18 protein-coding genes are annotated in these 15819 nt (G+C 64.1%); 14 read left to right on the plus strand and 4 right to left on the minus strand.

What is annotated here, in order from left to right:
- Positions 1-113: 113 nt before the first annotated feature.
- From EJ072_RS08965 to EJ072_RS35900, 3 genes are all read right to left on the minus strand, one after another.
- On the minus strand, positions 114-632 hold the full coding sequence (locus EJ072_RS08965; protein ID WP_126079381.1) for a prepilin peptidase: 519 nt from the start codon (positions 630-632) through the stop codon (positions 114-116).
- A 145-nt stretch (positions 633-777) separates the two neighbouring features.
- Positions 778-960, minus strand: a complete 183-nt coding sequence (locus EJ072_RS08970; protein ID WP_126079382.1) for a Flp family type IVb pilin — start codon at positions 958-960, stop codon at positions 778-780.
- A 158-nt stretch (positions 961-1118) separates the two neighbouring features.
- Positions 1119-1280, minus strand: coding sequence for a hypothetical protein (locus EJ072_RS35900; RefSeq protein WP_189343265.1), 162 nt, complete (start codon positions 1278-1280; stop codon positions 1119-1121).
- A 36-nt stretch (positions 1281-1316) separates the two neighbouring features.
- Here EJ072_RS35900 and EJ072_RS08975 point away from each other — a divergent pair, with 36 nt between their 5' ends.
- The 3 genes from EJ072_RS08975 to EJ072_RS08985 all read left to right on the plus strand — a co-directional run bounded on the left by EJ072_RS08975 (position 1317) and on the right by EJ072_RS08985 (position 3140).
- Positions 1317-1739, plus strand: coding sequence for a pilus assembly protein N-terminal domain-containing protein (locus EJ072_RS08975; RefSeq protein WP_126079383.1), 423 nt, complete (start codon positions 1317-1319; stop codon positions 1737-1739).
- 169 nt (positions 1740-1908) lie between these two features.
- Positions 1909-2472, plus strand: coding sequence for a TadE/TadG family type IV pilus assembly protein (locus EJ072_RS08980; protein ID WP_245467348.1), 564 nt, complete (start codon positions 1909-1911; stop codon positions 2470-2472).
- A gap of 41 nt (positions 2473-2513) precedes the next feature.
- The gene (locus EJ072_RS08985; protein WP_126079385.1) at positions 2514-3140 is read left to right on the plus strand and encodes a TadE/TadG family type IV pilus assembly protein; all 627 of its coding nucleotides are present in this window, start codon (positions 2514-2516) and stop codon (positions 3138-3140) included.
- 6 nt (positions 3141-3146) lie between these two features.
- On the opposite strand, the gene EJ072_RS08990 is transcribed toward EJ072_RS08985, so the two are convergent.
- On the minus strand, positions 3147-4082 hold the full coding sequence (locus EJ072_RS08990) for a PhnD/SsuA/transferrin family substrate-binding protein (protein WP_126079386.1): 936 nt from the start codon (positions 4080-4082) through the stop codon (positions 3147-3149).
- 132 nt (positions 4083-4214) lie between these two features.
- Between EJ072_RS08990 and EJ072_RS08995 the strand changes: the two genes are divergently transcribed.
- From EJ072_RS08995 to EJ072_RS09050, 11 genes are all read left to right on the plus strand, one after another.
- Complete coding sequence (locus EJ072_RS08995) at positions 4215-5453, plus strand: phosphopentomutase (RefSeq protein ID WP_126083565.1); 1239 nt, start codon at positions 4215-4217, stop codon at positions 5451-5453.
- The gene (gene mutM / locus EJ072_RS09000) at positions 5446-6336 is read left to right on the plus strand and encodes a bifunctional DNA-formamidopyrimidine glycosylase/DNA-(apurinic or apyrimidinic site) lyase (protein ID WP_126079387.1); all 891 of its coding nucleotides are present in this window, start codon (positions 5446-5448) and stop codon (positions 6334-6336) included. Before EJ072_RS08995 ends, mutM begins: the two co-directional genes overlap by 8 nt.
- Before the next feature lie 46 nt (positions 6337-6382).
- Complete coding sequence (locus EJ072_RS09005; protein ID WP_126079388.1) at positions 6383-7156, plus strand: enoyl-CoA hydratase; 774 nt, start codon at positions 6383-6385, stop codon at positions 7154-7156.
- 290 nt (positions 7157-7446) lie between these two features.
- Positions 7447-7713, plus strand: coding sequence for a 30S ribosomal protein S20 (gene rpsT / locus EJ072_RS09010; RefSeq protein WP_040985913.1), 267 nt, complete (start codon positions 7447-7449; stop codon positions 7711-7713).
- A gap of 838 nt (positions 7714-8551) precedes the next feature.
- Positions 8552-10099, plus strand: coding sequence for a chromosomal replication initiator protein DnaA (gene dnaA, locus EJ072_RS09015; protein ID WP_126062828.1), 1548 nt, complete (start codon positions 8552-8554; stop codon positions 10097-10099).
- A 200-nt stretch (positions 10100-10299) separates the two neighbouring features.
- Positions 10300-11418, plus strand: a complete 1119-nt coding sequence (gene dnaN / locus EJ072_RS09020) for a DNA polymerase III subunit beta (RefSeq protein WP_095819339.1) — start codon at positions 10300-10302, stop codon at positions 11416-11418.
- 194 nt (positions 11419-11612) lie between these two features.
- On the plus strand, positions 11613-12773 hold the full coding sequence (gene recF / locus EJ072_RS09030; RefSeq protein ID WP_126079390.1) for a DNA replication/repair protein RecF: 1161 nt from the start codon (positions 11613-11615) through the stop codon (positions 12771-12773).
- Positions 12774-12909: 136 nt separating this feature from the next.
- Positions 12910-13665, plus strand: a complete 756-nt coding sequence (locus tag EJ072_RS09035) for a molybdopterin-synthase adenylyltransferase MoeB (RefSeq protein WP_126079391.1) — start codon at positions 12910-12912, stop codon at positions 13663-13665.
- Between the two features lie 4 nt (positions 13666-13669).
- Complete coding sequence (locus EJ072_RS09040) at positions 13670-14158, plus strand: GNAT family N-acetyltransferase (protein WP_126079392.1); 489 nt, start codon at positions 13670-13672, stop codon at positions 14156-14158.
- Positions 14155-15408, plus strand: coding sequence for an aconitase X catalytic domain-containing protein (locus EJ072_RS09045; RefSeq protein WP_126079393.1), 1254 nt, complete (start codon positions 14155-14157; stop codon positions 15406-15408). Before EJ072_RS09040 ends, EJ072_RS09045 begins: the two co-directional genes overlap by 4 nt.
- Positions 15405-15818 carry a DUF126 domain-containing protein gene (locus EJ072_RS09050; protein ID WP_126079394.1) on the plus strand — a complete coding sequence of 138 codons (414 nt, stop codon included), beginning with the start codon at positions 15405-15407 and terminating at the stop codon, positions 15816-15818. Before EJ072_RS09045 ends, EJ072_RS09050 begins: the two co-directional genes overlap by 4 nt.
- Position 15819 lies beyond the last annotated feature (1 nt).

The raw sequence follows: 15819 nt of genomic DNA on the forward strand, positions 1-15819 counted from the left end.
ATGCTTACGATCGTGATTAATTTAAGGTTTACTCAAATTCGATCGAACGGTCTCGTCGTTAACAAAAAAGGCGGCCAGGCCGCCTTCGGTCGCCGACATCAATGTCGCCAAACCTATGCCGTGAGCCTCTGCAGCGCCCAGACCATCAGTGGCGAATCCGGGAACGTGATCAGTCCACCGGCGCCAAGCGCAACGCCATAGGGAATGCCCACTTTCTCGTCGGCGAAGTGGCGCAGGAACCGGCTGTGGCCGGTATAGGCGGCCAGCGGCGATTTACGGTAGGCGAGGATTGCGATGGTCAGCAGGCCCCCAAGGAAAGCCGACGTCACCAGATAGCCGATCAAATCGATGTTGAGGCCCATCCACAGAGCGCTCGCGGCCAGAAGCTTGGCGTCGCCGCCGCCCATGCCGCCGAGCGCAAAGAGGCCGAATGTCGTGGCAAGCACGAGGGCGCCGGCGGCGAAGTGCCAGCCATAGGTCGCCCAGTCCATCCCGGTGAGCGGCGCGACAAGCGCGAATGTGGCCACCAAGAGCACGGGAACGCGGTTGGCGATCGTCATCGACAACGTGTCGGAGATCGCAGCGAACAGCATGCAGAATGGGAAGACGACGAAGATTATGGCTTCGAGCATGAAACAAGTGCCGTGAGACAATACCGCGCGCAATCTAAGGCACGGCGCATTAACGATCGGTGAGTGGGGTGGCCGGATGCTGCAACGAACAAGGGCCGCCGCGAGGCAGCCCTTGTGTCAGAATGACTTCGCCGTCCTCGGCTTATCAGTTGCCCGACGGGGCGTCGCTGACAGCCGTGGCGATCGCATCGAACTTGGCATTCAGCGCGGTGCCAAGCGAGGTGGCGCCGACCATGATGGCGAGCGCGATGAGAGCGGCGATCAGACCGTATTCGATGGCGGTCGCGCCGGATTCGTCTTTCACGAAACGTGCAATGAGATTAGACATGCGAGAGCTCCTACTCCACGTGTTACAGCACTTCCGTCAACTTCTCTTTGCGGTTGATCGGACGCTGCAAATCTAGGGAGAAGCCGTTTCGATCGGCTTAATAAACAGCCTTACCGATTCCTTTCCAGCGGCGAACGCACTGCGTGGTTAACCGCGACCTAAACATTGTCAGCCGGCTCGAGGATCGAGCAAAGCGGCGCAAACCGGCGCTTGTGCAATGTTACTAAAACAGGAAGCGCCGTCGGCGCGTGGACGGGCGAGGCAAAATCCTTAATCGCGGCCAGGTCCGGTTTAACCGTTGCTTCACCAATCTCGTTCATGTTCCGTTGAAGAATCCGCCTGCCGGGAGCTGTTCAATGAGGTTGTCGAGATCGCTGTTTCCAGTCGCCGCGCTGCTGGCGGCTGCCGCCTTGGTGATGCCGGCCAAGGCCGGCGCGGGTGTCGAAGTGACCATGAACCAGGCAAAGATCGTCAAATTGTCCCGTGCGGCCGACACCGTCGTCATCGGCAACCCCGCCATCGCCGATGCCTCGGTGCAGGACGCCTCGACCATCGTTCTCACCGGCAAAGGTTTTGGCGTCACCAATTTGGTCGTGCTCGACTCGGACGGCAGCCCGATCATCGATGAACAGGTGACCGTCGTGCGACAGGCCGCTTCCTCGGTACGCATCTACAGGCGTGCCGAAGTCCAGACCATGTCTTGCACGCCCTATTGCGAGAGCGCCTACAAGACCGAGGCCGAGAAGGCTTCCGAAACCGAAATGAGCGCCGCGCACTAAGCCCGACAAAAAGCGTCGGAGCAGGCGTTAAAGACAGCTTAAAGCCTGCCGGGCGAATTTAACGATCATCCAAACCGGACCTCAATGGGTTTTCGCTACCTTGCCGCCGGTACCGCGAGGGGATTCGGCAGGAAGGCAAATGAGCAAGGATGCCACATCCGGCAACGGGATGGACAGTTCGGCGCGCGGCAAACCCCGCCCCGGCTTCTTCAGCGACAGACGCGGCAGCACGGCAATGGAATTTGCGATGCTTGCCATCCCGTTCGCGCTTCTCGTCTTCGCTATCCTCGAGAGCTGCATCTCCTTTGCCGGCCAGGAGGTGATGGCCAACGTCACCGACGATGTCGCCCGCCAGTTGCGGACCGGGCAGTTGCAGAGGTCGAACGTCACCGAAGCCTCCATCAAGCGGCTGATCTGCAGCAAGCTGGAGATCATGGTGGCCAAGGACTGCCCGGGATTGCTGGTGGACCTGCGTGAATATCCGAGCTTCGCCGACGCAGCTACGGCGGGCTACAGAATAAATGGCAACCAAATCGTGCTGACGCAAAGCGGAAGCGACAAGACCTTCACGACATCGCCCGGGCTGGCCGAATCGATCAACATGCTGCGGGTGTTCTACAAATGGCCGGTGATGACTGATCTCCTGGCCAAACAGATGCAGAATTTCACTGATGGGACCACGCTGCATTTCGCGTCCGTAACCTGGCAGAACGAACCGTTCGACGACAACTGAGACTGGTGGACGACTGAGACTGCGGCGATCTGGAGGATAGGATGTACCGTGCGGGGGCACATTGGGGGATTTCGGCTATCGTGGCGCGAGCCAGCCGGTTTGGCCGCGATCGGCGCGGCGTCGCGGCGATCGAGTTTGCGCTCATCGTGCCGGTGCTGCTCATCATGTATTTCATCACGATGGAAGCCTCCCAGGCCATTGAGACCAGCAAGAAAGTTAGCCGCATCGGCAGCATGGTGGCGGATCTCGTCACGCAGCAGACGGCGGTCGTGAAGGCGAACCTCGATGCCATCATGAAGATCGGCAGCACGACGCTTCTGCCCTACAACCGCTCGGATCCGAAGATCATCATCACCGCCATACAGATGTCGGACCAGGCATCGCCGACAGTGAAGGTAGTGTGGTCGCGCAAGCTGGTTGGCAGCACCTACAGCGCCGATGCCAAGCCCGGCGACACCACGACTGTCCCCTCGACGCTGAAAATCCGCAACACTTTCCTAATCCGTGTGGAAAGCGATCTCGGCTATACACCGGTCATCGCCTGGAGCGCGACCGATGAAAAAGCGAAATCGTTTGGATTGCTGTCGACCTTCAGCAACATAAACATGAGCGAGACTTATTATCTCAGGCCTCGCCGGGTTCCGATGATCCCTTGCAGCGACTGCTGACGGTCATTAGCGGCCATCCAATGCCTGCCGCACAATGCCCATCGCCATGGCGTAATCCTTGGACGTCGCCGGCACGAAGCCGCCGGTATGCGCCCTCTCCAGGAGGTCGTACACATCGGGCGTCTGTGATTTGAGATTGGTCAGGAAGACGGTCAGCCGTCGTTTCGTCTCTGGATCGAGATCGCTGCGCACCGCATGCGGCCCGTAGCGCAACAGGTCGGAGGTCCATAACACCCTAAGCGACGCCCCAGGGATGCCGGCAGCCTCCAGCCGCTCGACCGTGCCGCCGGAATGGGCGGCTTGGCCGTCGGCATCGGCCGGCTCCCAGCCGAACAAGCCATCCGCATCGCCGACGCTCAACATCGTCTCGGCCGCCGTGGCCGACGCCGCGCGTGCCAGGAACGGCGAATCCCGCGCAATCTTCACCCCTGCGGCGGAAAGGGCCGCCAGCGGCAGCAGCGCGCCGCCGACATTATCGGCCGGCGCAATCGCGATCCGATGCGAAGCCATGGCGGCAAGATCCTGAAGCCTGCCGTCGCGCGTCACCAGGACGGAGCGGATGCCGACGGCGCCGTCGGCGTCGACCGGCGCCACCAGTGGCTCGACACAGCCGCAGCGCTCCGAGGCCGTGGCATAGGCAAGCGCCGAATAGACCGCGTATTGCACGCGCCCGCTCGCCTGCGCCTCGATCAGCGCCCCATAGTCACGCGCAACGACGAACTCGACCTTCATGCCGAGCGCGTTGGCATAGGCTTCCGTCAGACGCGCAAGCCCGGGGACGGTGTTGCCGCCGCCCGGCGTGGCAACGATGCCGATACGGAACGTGCCGATGTCGTCACGCCAGTCGGCGTGTGCCGGCCATGCGGCGGCGCCGGACGCCAAGAGAGCGGCCGCGCACATTTTCACGGCCTGCCTTGCCGCGATCTTGCCGCGCCTCGCCATGCTTGCCTTGCTCCCGCCATATCCACGCCTCGTCGCAACTATGGCGCGAAGCGGTCGCGGTTTGGTTTCCGATTTGCCAACGCCGCCGGGGAACCTTATGTCTGGCGACCAGGACTGACAACAATGACACCCATGGCGCGCGCGTTCCTGTTCGTTCTCGATTCTTTCGGCATCGGCGGCGCGGCCGACGCCGAACGCTATGGCGATGCCGGCGCCGACACCTTCGGACATATCTTCAAGGCCTGCGCCGAAGGCCGCGCCGACCGGGAAGGTCTGCGCAAAGGACCGCTCGCCGTGCCCAACATGATGTCGCTCGGGCTTGGCCTGGCGGCGCAAACCGCGACGGGGTTCAGAACCGGCATCTATGCGCCGCCGATCGGCTCGGCCTTCCACGGCGCCGCCCAGGAGGTGTCAAGCGGCAAGGACACGCCGTCGGGCCATTGGGAGATCGCAGGACTGCCCGTGCGCTTCGACTGGGGCTATTTTCCCGACACGGTGCCTGCCTTCCCGGCCGAGCTGACCGACGCGATCATCCGCGAAGGCAAGGTGCCGGGTATCCTCGGCAATTGCCATGCGCCGGGAACCGAGATCATCGAGCGGCTCGGCGAAGAGCATATCCGCACCGGCAGACCGATCTGCTACACGTCGGTGGACTCCGTGTTGCAGATCGCCGCGCATGAAACGCATTTCGGCCTGGAGCGGCTTTATGAGCTTTGCCTCACGGTGCGCCGGCTCGTCGATCGCTTGAAGATCGGGCGCGTGATCGCGCGGCCTTTCGTGGGCGAGACGCCCGCCACGTTCCAGCGCACCCACAACCGCCGCGACTATGCGGTGCCGCCGCCTGAGCCGACCCTGCTCGACCGGCTGACGGAGCGCGGCAGCAAGGTCATCGCCGTCGGCAAGATCGGCGATATCTTCGCCCATCGCGGCATCTCGCAGGTGCGCAAGGCCGGCGGCAACATGGCGATGTTCGACAAGGCGCTCGGCGCCATGGACGATGCCGGCGACGGCGACCTGGTCTTTGCCAATTTCGTCGACTTCGACACCGAGTTCGGTCACCGGCGCGATGTCGCCGGCTACGCGGCCGCGCTCGAAGCCTTCGACCGCCGGCTGCCCGAGGCGCTGTCGCGCATCAGGCCGGGCGACCTTCTCATCCTCACAGCCGACCATGGCAACGACCCGACCTGGCGCGGCACTGACCATACGCGTGAGCGCGTTCCGGTGATCGGCATCGGGCCGGGGCTGAAGGGCGGCGACATCGGGCTGAGGCCAACCTTCGCCGATATCGGCGAAACCGTTGCGGATCACCTTGGCCTGGCAGCCGGACGCCATGGGACATCATTCCTTGCAGCGATAGGCGGCCATGCCTGAACTGCCTGAAGTCGAAACCGTCCGGCGCGGACTGCAGCCGGTCCTGGAAGGGGCGCGGCTGGTCAAGGTCGAAGCGCGCAGGCCCGACCTTCGCTTTCCTTTTCCCGAGCGCTTTTCGGAGCGGCTGACAGGCAAGACCTTGACGGCGCTTGGCCGGCGCGCCAAATACCTGACGATGCATGTCGAAGATGGTCCGGTGCTGATCTGCCACCTCGGCATGTCGGGGTCGTTCCGGATCGAAAGCGCCGGGAGCAGCGACCTCCCCGGCTCCTTCCATCAGGAGCGCTCGAAGATCGCCGCGCACGACCATGTCGTGTTCGACGTCACCTCGCCGAACGGCGTGCGGTCCAGCATCATCTTCAACGACCCGCGCCGCTTCGGCTTCATGCTGTTTGCCGAAGGCGCGCCGGACACCCATCCGATGCTGGCGGGACTCGGCATCGAGCCAACCGGTAACGCGCTCGACGGCCCCCTGCTCGCCTCGCTGCTGAAGGATCGCAGATCGCCGCTCAAGGCGGCGCTGCTCGACCAGCGCCTGATCGCCGGGCTCGGCAATATATATGTCTCGGAAGCACTGTGGCGCGCCGGGCTCTCGCCGCTGCGCGAAGCCGGCACCATCGCCGGCTCGGCCAAGAAGGCGAAGGGACAAAGCGAACGCCTCGCCGAGGCGATCCGCTCGGTCATCGCCGATGCGATCGCCGCCGGCGGCTCGTCGCTGCGCGACTATGTCCAGGCCGACGGATCGCTCGGCTATTTCCAGCATTCCTTCGCGGTCTACGATCGCGAGGGGGAGCCGTGCCAGAAGCCGGGCTGCCGCGGCCATGTCGAACGCATCGTGCAGAGCGGCCGCTCGACCTTCTATTGCCGGACCTGTCAGCGGTAAGCTAGGAACGGTATCGATCATCCCACCCCCGCGGAGGAAGCGAACCATGACCTATGAAACCATTCTCGTGGAAACACGCGGCAAGGTCGGGTTGATCACGCTGAACCGGCCCAAGGCGCTCAATGCACTGAATTCGCAGGTGCTTGCGGAGGTGGTCGCGGCGGCGAGCGCGTTCGATGCCGATCCCGCCATCGGCGCGATGGTGCTTACGGGCTCGGAAAAGGCGTTCGCCGCCGGCGCCGACATCAAGGAAATGCAGGCGATGTCCTTCGCCGACGCCTACACGCAGGATTTCTTCGTCGGCTGGGAGGAATTCACGCGCACGCGCAAACCCATCGTCGCGGCGGTCGCTGGCTATGCGCTCGGCGGCGGCTGCGAGCTGGCCATGATGTGCGACTTCATCCTCGCCGGCGACAACGCCAAATTCGGCCAGCCCGAGATCACGCTCGGCGTCATGCCGGGCATGGGCGGCTCACAGCGGCTGACCCGATTCGTCGGCAAGTCCAAGGCGATGGACATGTGCCTGACCGGGCGGATGATGGACGCGGCCGAGGCCGAGAGGAGCGGGCTGGTGTCGCGGGTGGTCCCGGTCGCCGAGCTGCTCGACGAAACGCTGAAGGCGGCGGCGAAGATCGCCGAGTTCTCGCTGCCGTCGGTGATAATGACCAAGGAAGCCGTCAACCGCGCTTACGAGACGACGTTGGCCGAGGGGCTGCGCTTCGAGCGCCGTCTTTTCCATTCGCTGTTTGCGCTCGACGACCAGAAAGAAGGCATGGCCGCCTTCGTCGAGAAGCGGAAGCCGAACTTCACCAACCGCTAAAGCATGTCTCCCGAAAGTGGGGACCGGTTTCGGGATAAAGACATGCTTAAAATCAAAACCTAAAGCGCATGGAGCGAATCTGAAAGATCGCGACGCGCTTTAGGCGCTTCGCCCAGGTGGCCGCGATTTTGCGGGACATGACATCGAGGCCCAAAAAGACCGCGAAGCGGCGTTGACGAGGCGGAAAAGCTGAACTATAAGCCGCACCAACCGAGGCGGCCCGTGGCTGCCCGTTTGTTTTTTGCGCCCTGCGACATCGCTGGCGTTCACCAGATCAGAAGAGAGGCATCATGGCCAATACTTCCTCGGCCAAAAAGGCTACGCGCAAGATCGCCCGCCGCGCTGCGGTCAACAAGAACCGCCGCTCGCGCGTCCGCACCTATGTCCGCAAGGTCGAAGAGGCACTGGCCGCCGGCGACAAGGCCGCTGCGGTGGAAGCCTTCAAGGCTGCGGAACCGGAATTGATGCGCGCCGCCACCAAGGGCGTCGTCCACAAGAACACGGCTTCCCGCAAGGTTTCGCGACTGGCTCAGCGGGTCAAGACGCTGTCGGCCTGACCGACTCAATCCTCCATCGATTTGGAACCCGGCCGCACAGGCCGGGTTTTTTCGTTTGCCGGCAAGTACTTAAAAAGTTCGCCCGCAAGCTGCACTTGTGAGGCGATTCAAAATGCCGGTATTGTTTTGCCGGCATATACAGCGCCGCTTATATCTGCGCGCCTCTGCCGCGGCAGCTGCCCAAATTCTCCTGTCAAAAATTCCGCATTCTTTTCAGGTGCTTACAGACGGTCATCCACAGCTTGTTCAACGCACGGCCGGACCGCGGGGGAGAAGTAGCTGTCAAGAGAATTATTTCAGAATATTTCGTTTCGGGCGGTCTTTTTCATATTCGCCGGAAAAGGGTTTGAATCACAATGGCTTTGTCAAAACGTGCCGTCGCAGCACCCGAATTCAAGCCCCGTTCGGTAACCAGATTCGTTAAAAAACCGTTAGATGTGGCCTTGCCCTATCCACAGCGATTTCGGTAATGTCCATCCATCGAAGGGACGGGCACTAAGCCCCTGACCCAGCCTGAATCGGCCAGCACAAAATGGCAGAATTCATGACGTGGAGCAATTCCGCGCGTGGCTTGGTTTGTCTCTTCGGTGCGGTAGGGGACTGGCGTAATTGTACATTGGCGGTCGATGTCTCGCCGGCGTTTTCGCCGGAGGGTGGCGTATTGCCTTGTCTTTGTCGGAAGCCGGCGTGCGGAGCCGGCGGCTGGTCCCTTGCGCGAGTTGCGATGACCGTTTGCCGGCGGCGGCAGGGCAGCGCGGCGAATGAGGTCGCCGGACCAAGGATGCAGGAGGCGCATCCCCGGCGGGAAAAGGGTACGAGAAGACAAGGAACTGTGATCATGCAAAGCGGCATCGAGAGGGAGATAGCGGGCGATCTCCCATTTCCAGCAACTTTTGTCGGAGAGGGCGACGTGGCGGTATCCAGCGACGCGGAACAGAAGTTCGAACGGGTCAAGGCCCAGCTGAAGGCGCGTCTGGGGGCCGAGGTCTATTCGAGCTGGTTTGGTCGCATGAAGGTCGCCGAGGCCTCCCGCGGCATTGTCCGCATCTCGGTGCCGACCGCCTTCCTGCGGTCATGGATCAACGGCCACTATCTCGAGCTTATCGCGGAGCTGTGGCGGCATGAGGATCCCGACGTCCTCAAGATCGAGATCGTCGTGCGCACCGCGACGCGCCAGGGGCGCAACCATGTCGAGCCGGAAATCGCGCCGGCCCGCAAGACGACCAGGCAGACGCACACCGCGCTCGCCAACGGCACCGCGAGCGCCGGACGCGTGGAACAACGGGCGCCGGCGCCCCGCCAGGGCGCGTCCGCGGAACCGGAGTTCCGCCACAATGTTCTGGGGTCGCCGCTCGACCCGCGCTACACGTTCGCCTCCTTCATCGAGGGACCGTCCAACAGGGTGGCCTTCGCGGCGGCGAGAGCCGTGGCGGAATCGCAGTCGAGCGCGGTGCGTTTCAACCCGCTTTTCCTGCATGCCACCGTCGGGCTCGGCAAGACGCATCTCTTGCAGGCGATCGCGGCGGAATCGCTGCGACACAATCCGAAGTCGCGCGTCGTCTATCTGACGGCGGAGTATTTCATGTGGCGCTTCGCCACCGCGATCCGCGACAACAACGCGCTGACGCTGAAGGAGCAGCTGCGCGACATCGATCTCCTGATCATCGACGACATGCAGTTCCTGCAAGGCAAATCGATCCAGCACGAATTCTGCCACCTCATCAACATGCTGCTCGACAGCGCCAAGCAGGTGGTGGTCGCGGCCGACCGGCCGCCGTCGGAACTGGAATCGCTGGAACCGCGCGTGCGGTCGCGCCTCAATGGCGGCGTGGCGCTGGAAATGTCGGCGCCGGATTTCGCCATGCGGCTCGGCATGCTGAAGCTGCGCCGCGCCACCGCCAAGAGCGATGACACCTCGCTCGACATCTCGGACGAGATCCTGGAGCATGTCGCCCGTACGGTCACCGGCAGCGGGCGCGAGCTTGAGGGCGCCTTCAACCAGCTTCTGTTTCGCCAGTCCTTCGAGCCGCAGATCACGATCGACCGGATCGACGAGATCCTCGGCCACATCTATCGCTCGGGCGAGCCGAAGCGGGTGCGCATCGAGGACATCCAGCGCATCGTGGCGCGCCATTACAACGTGTCGAAGACGGAGCTTCTGTCCAACCGGCGCACGCGCACGATCGTCAAGCCGCGGCAGGTGGCCATGTATCTGTCGAAAGTGATGACGCCGCGCTCGCTGCCGGAGATCGGGCGGCGTTTCGGCGGCCGCGACCACACGACCGTGCTGCATGCCGTGCGCAAGATCGAGGACCTTTCGGGCGGGGACAACACGCTGGCGCAGGAGCTCGAACTGCTCAGAAGGCTGATCAACGACCAGGCCTGAGGCGATGCAAAAATGGCCGGCGACCCGCTTCGCCGGCTTTATCCCCAGAAAGCCCGCGCAACCGGCCCGAACCGGTGCCGCGGGCTTGCCTTTGCAGGCTTTTTACTGTCAGCTTACGGAGATTCTGGAAGCCTTTCAGGGCTTTCGCGGGATGCCGCCTGCCGGTGACCCGTTCATTCATTGAAGCGAGCCTGTTCGTCATGCGTGTTATCCTGGAACGGTCAAATCTCCTGAAGTCCCTCAACCACGTCCACCGCGTGGTCGAGCGGCGCAACACCATCCCGATCCTCTCCAACGTGCTGCTCAGCGCCGAAGGCGCGAGCCTCGAGATGAAGGCGACCGACCTCGACCTCGAGGTGACAGAGGCGACACCCGCCAAGGTCGAGCGCGGCGGCGCGACGACGGTGCCGGCGCATCTGCTCTACGACATCGTGCGCAAGCTTTCCGATGGCGCAGAGGTGATGCTGAAGACGGACGAGGACGGCAACGCGATGACCGTCACCTCCGGCCGTTCCAGCTTCCGCCTGCAGTGCCTGCCGCAATCCGACTTCCCGGAGCTTTCGGCCGGCTCGTTCTCGCATATCTTCCGGCTGGAATCGGCGGCGCTGAAGGGGCTGATCGACAAGACCCAGTTCGCCATCTCGACCGAGGAAACGCGCTACTACCTCAACGGCATCTACCTGCACGCCGTCGAAGTCGGCGGCAAGCTGAAGCTGCGCTCGGTGGCGACCGACGGACATCGCCTGGCGCGCGCCGAGATCGACGCGCCGGCAGGTTCAGAAGGCATGCCGGGCATCATCATTCCGCGCAAGACGGTGAGCGAGCTGCAGAAGCTGGTCGACGACCCCGATGTCGCGGTGACGACGGAACTGTCTGACACCAAGATCCGCTTCACCATCGGCAGCGTCGTTTTGACATCGAAGCTGATCGACGGCACCTTCCCCGACTACCAGCGCGTGATCCCGACCGGCAACGACAAGAAGCTGATCATCGATCGCCAGAGCTTCGCCGCCGCGGTCGATCGCGTCTCGACCATTTCCTCCGAACGCGGCCGGGCCGTGAAGCTGTCGATCAATGACGGCCAGCTCACGCTCGCGGTCAACAATCCGGATTCGGGCAGTGCCACCGAGGAACTGGCGGCCGACTATTCGTCGGATCCGATCGAGATCGGCTTCAACGCCAAGTACCTGCTCGACGTCGCGGCCCAGCTCACCGGGTCGGAGGCCAAGTTCATGCTGGCCGACGCCGGCTCGCCGACGCTGATCCATGACATGGCCGACGAAACCGCGCTCTATGTGCTGATGCCGATGCGGGTCTAGGTCTCTTTGTCGACGCAATTCCGGACGGAAACCCGCAGTGCACTTTTCCTGGAATTGCGCTTTTGTCTGTCGCAATTCCCGACGGAAAACCGCAGTGCACTTTTCCTGGAATTGCGCTTTTGTCTGTCGCAATTCCGGACGGAAAACCGCAGTGCACTTTTCCTGGAATTGCTTAGCGGACCTGATGTGTCGCCGTGACCGCGGATGCGAAACAGCTTCGGCAGCAAAGCTACATAAGTAAGTTAACGCTTACGAATTTCCGCAACTATGCGGCGCTTTCGCTGGAACTTGCCCCTGGCGCGGTGGTGCTGTCCGGCGACAATGGTGCCGGCAAGACCAATCTCCTGGAAGCGATCTCGTTCCTGACGCCTGGCCGGGGCCTGCGCCGCGCGCCCTATGCGGATGTGGCGCGCGAAGGCGGCGACGGTGGCTTCGCCTTGCATGCGCGCATCGAGGGGCCGGAGGGCCAGGTCGAGATCGGCACCGGCATTTCCGGCGGCGACACCGCCGGCGAAGGCGGCAGGAAGGTGCGGATCAACGGCGCGCCGGCGCGATCGGCCGAGGATATGCTCGAATGGCTGCGGGTCGTCTGGCTGACGCCGGCGATGGACGGCCTGTTTCCCGGGCCGGCGGCGGACCGCCGCCGCTTCCTCGACCGGCTGGTGCTGGCGATCGACCCCGGCCATGGCCAGCGCGCGCTCGACTATGAGAAAGCCATGCGCGGCCGTAACCGCCTGCTTACAGAAGGCTCCCGCGACGACGCCTGGTTCGACGCGATCGAGACGCAGATGGCCGAAACCGGCGTGGCGATCGCCGCGGCGCGGGCCGAGTTGGTGCGGCTGCTTGCCGCCATGATCGACAGATTGCCCGGCAGCGGGCCGTTTCCGCAGGCCGATATCAGCCTCGCCGGCGATCTTGAAAGCGCGCTCGGCAGCGCGCCTGCGGTCGATGTCGAGGAACGCTATCGCGCGGCACTCGCCAATGGCCGGGAGCGCGACCGCGCCGCCGGCCGGACGCTGGACGGCCCGCACCGCTCCGACCTGGTGGTGCGGCATCGGCCCAAGTCGATGCCGGCGGAACTGTGCTCGACCGGCGAGCAGAAGGCGCTGCTGGTCGGCATCGTGCTGTCGCATGCCAGGCTGACCGGCGAGATGTCGGGCCTGACGCCGATCCTGCTGCTGGACGAGATCGCCGCGCATCTCGATGCAGGCCGGCGCGCGGCGCTGTTCTCGATCCTCGAGGAGCTCAACTGCCAAGCCTTCATGACGGGCACGGATGCCGCCCTGTTCTCGAGCCTTGAAGGCCGGGCGCAGTTCCTGACGGTCGATCATGGCAGCGTCGAGCCGACCGGCTAGCCCGTGAAGAAGCTATTTCGGCGCTGTGCCACCAGGCGTTGCCTTGCGTCGTGCGAAACCTTTTCCTCGTCATGTGGACCACAAGGTTTGCCTTGCGCTTACTGACAAGGCTCTGCGCCATCGATAAAGTCCAGCCATGACCGATGCCGCCCTCACTGACGAAGAGCTCGAACGCTACGCCCGCCACATCGTGCTGCCGGAGATCGGTGGGCCGGGGCAGCATAAGCTGAAACGGGCGCGGGTGCTGGTGATCGGCGCCGGCGGGCTCGGCGCACCGGTGCTGGAATATCTAGCCGCCGCCGGCGTCGGCACGCTCGGCATCGTCGATGACGATACGGTTTCGCTGTCCAACCTGCAGCGGCAGGTGATCCATGGCAGCGACACGATCGGCTTGGCCAAGACCGACAGCGCCGCGGCAGCGATCATGCGCATCAACCCTAACGTCGCGGTGGAATCGCATCGCCTGAGGCTGACGGAAGCGAACGCCCCTGCCCTCGTCGCCCGTTACGATGTCGTTGTCGACGGCTCCGACAATTTCGAGACGCGGTACGCGGTCGCCGATGCCTGCGCCAGCGAGAAGAAACCCCTGGTGACGGCCGCCGTCGGCCGCTTCGACGGCTCGGTCACGGTGCTGAAACCGTTCGAGACAGGCGCCGACGGAAAGCGCAACCCGAGCTATCGCGACCTGTTCCCAGAGGCGCCTCCCGAAGGGCTGGTGCCGTCCTGCGCTGTTGCCGGCATTGTCGGCGCGCTGACGGGCGTCATCGGCGCGCTGGAGGCAATGGAGGCGATCAAGCTGATTACCGGCATAGGCGAGCCGCTCATCGGCCGGCTGCTGCTCTATGACGGGCTCACAGCCCGCTTCGACATCATCCGCTACAAGGCCGTCTGAGCGTATGGACCAGACCGTCGGCATTTCCATTATCGGCCTTCCCGCGGATTTCGACGGATGGGACGACTTGCTCGCGCTGATCCGCCGCGCCTTTGCCTATATGGACGGCGTCATCGACCCACCGTCATCGGCGCATCTTCTGAGCGCCGACAACCTTGCCGAGAAGGCGAAAAAGGAGACGTGCTTTGTGGCCGTCGAGAACGGCCGTGTCGTCGGCTGCGTCTTCGCGCTGGAGCGGGCGCGGGATTTCTATGTCGGCAAGCTCGCGGTCGAGCCAGCGCTTCAGGGTCAGGGTCTCGGAGCCCGGCTGATGCAAGCGGTGGAGGATCTTGCCCGCGCGCGCGGCAAGGATGCGATCGAGCTGCAGAGCCGCATCGAGCTGACCGCAAACCACGCAGCCTTCGCCCGGCTCGGCTTTCGCGAGACCGGGCGCACGGCGCATGCGGGCTATGACAGGTCGACCTCCATCACCATGCGCAAGGTGCTGCCTTGAGCCTGGCCCTCAGCCCGGAAGAACAGGCGATCGCCGCCCGGCAGGACGGCGCGGGCATGGCGATGCGCATCGTCGCCGAAAGCGCCAAGCTGCTCGGCGCGCCACGGCTGATCCCGATCGCGTCCGCGCATATCGACGGGGCGCTCTATCACGGCGATTCCGGCACGCTGTTCGCCGAAAAGCTGGTCGAAGGCGGCGCGAAGGTCGCGGTACGCTCGACGCTCAATGTCGGAGCGCTCGACCTGATGGGCTGCTCGCGCATCCGCCTGGAAGAGCCGCAGCGCGGCATGGCGCGGCGGATGATGGAGGCCTATCGCAAGCTCGGCTGCGAGCAGAGCTGGACCTGCGCGCCCTATCAGGCCGGGCACAGGCCAGCACTCGGCAGCGACGTGGCCTGGGGCGAGTCCAACGCGGTCGTCTTCTGCAACTCTGTGCTGGGCGCGCGCACCAACCGCTACGGCGATTTCCTCGACATTGCCTGCGCCATCACCGGCCGCGCGCCGGATTACGGCATGCATCGGCCTGAAAACCGCCTGGCGCGGCTGGTATTCGACGTCTCGGGCCTGTCGCCCTCCTTCCTTGCCTCGGAGATCGCCTGGCCTGTCCTGGGCAGCCTCTACGGCCGTGAGGTCGGCAACGCAATCGGTGTCGTCACCGACGTGGCCAGTCATCCCGGCGAAGACGCGCTGAAAGCCTTCGGCGCTGCGGCCGCATCGTCCGGCGCCGTCGGCCTGTTCCACATCGCCGGCGTGACGCCCGAGGCTCCCGACGTCGCAAGCATCCTGGCCGGGCCGGAACCGGAAGCGGTGATCCGCGTGACGCCTGAGATGGTTGCCAAGGCCCGCGCGGGCCTGTCGACCGCGGCAGCGCCTAAAGCCATCGATGCGGTGGCGATCGGCAGCCCGCATCTTTCGAACGCCGAGTTCGACAGCCTGGAGCGGCTGATCGGCGGGCGGCGGCTCGCGGTGCCGATCTATGCGTGCACCGGCCGTCACGCGCTTGCCTTGCTGGAAAAGGACGGTCGGCGAAAGAGGCTCGAGGCCAGCGGCGTCGTCATCGTCGCCGATACATGCGTGGTGGTGACGCCGATCATGCCAGACATCGGCAACGGCGTGCTGATGACCAATTCGGGCAAGTTCGCGCATTACGCGCCGGGCAACACCGGATATGCGGTGCTCTACGCCTCGCTCGCCGATTGCGTCGAAAGCGCGGTCCTCGGCAAGCCGGTCTTCACGGATGTCGGCGCATGAACTCAGCAGCCGAAATCCTGGTGCCGGGCAAGGCCGGCGAAGGCGAGGCGCTGGTGCTGACGGCGCCGATCAGCTTCTGGGGCGGCGTCGACCCGAAGACAGGCCGCATCGCCGATGTCCGCCACCCGCAGCATGGCGAAGTCATTGCCGGCCGCGTGCTGTTCCTGCCGGGCACGATCGGCTCGTCATCGGCTTCGGCAGTGCTGATGGAACTGGTCCACAACGGCCGCGCGCCGGTGGCCCTGGTGCTGCAAGAGCCGGACGCCATCCTGCTGCTCGGCCTGATAGTCGCCCGGGAAATGGGCTGGCAGACGCCGATCGCGGTGCGGCTCGACCGCGGCGCGTTCGATGCCTACCGCGGAGGCGCGGTAGCCGTCGGCGCGGACGGTGCGATTACCGCGGCCGTTTAAG

Source organism: Mesorhizobium sp. M2A.F.Ca.ET.046.03.2.1 (assembly GCF_003952425.1).
GTDB lineage: Bacteria > Pseudomonadota > Alphaproteobacteria > Rhizobiales > Rhizobiaceae > Mesorhizobium.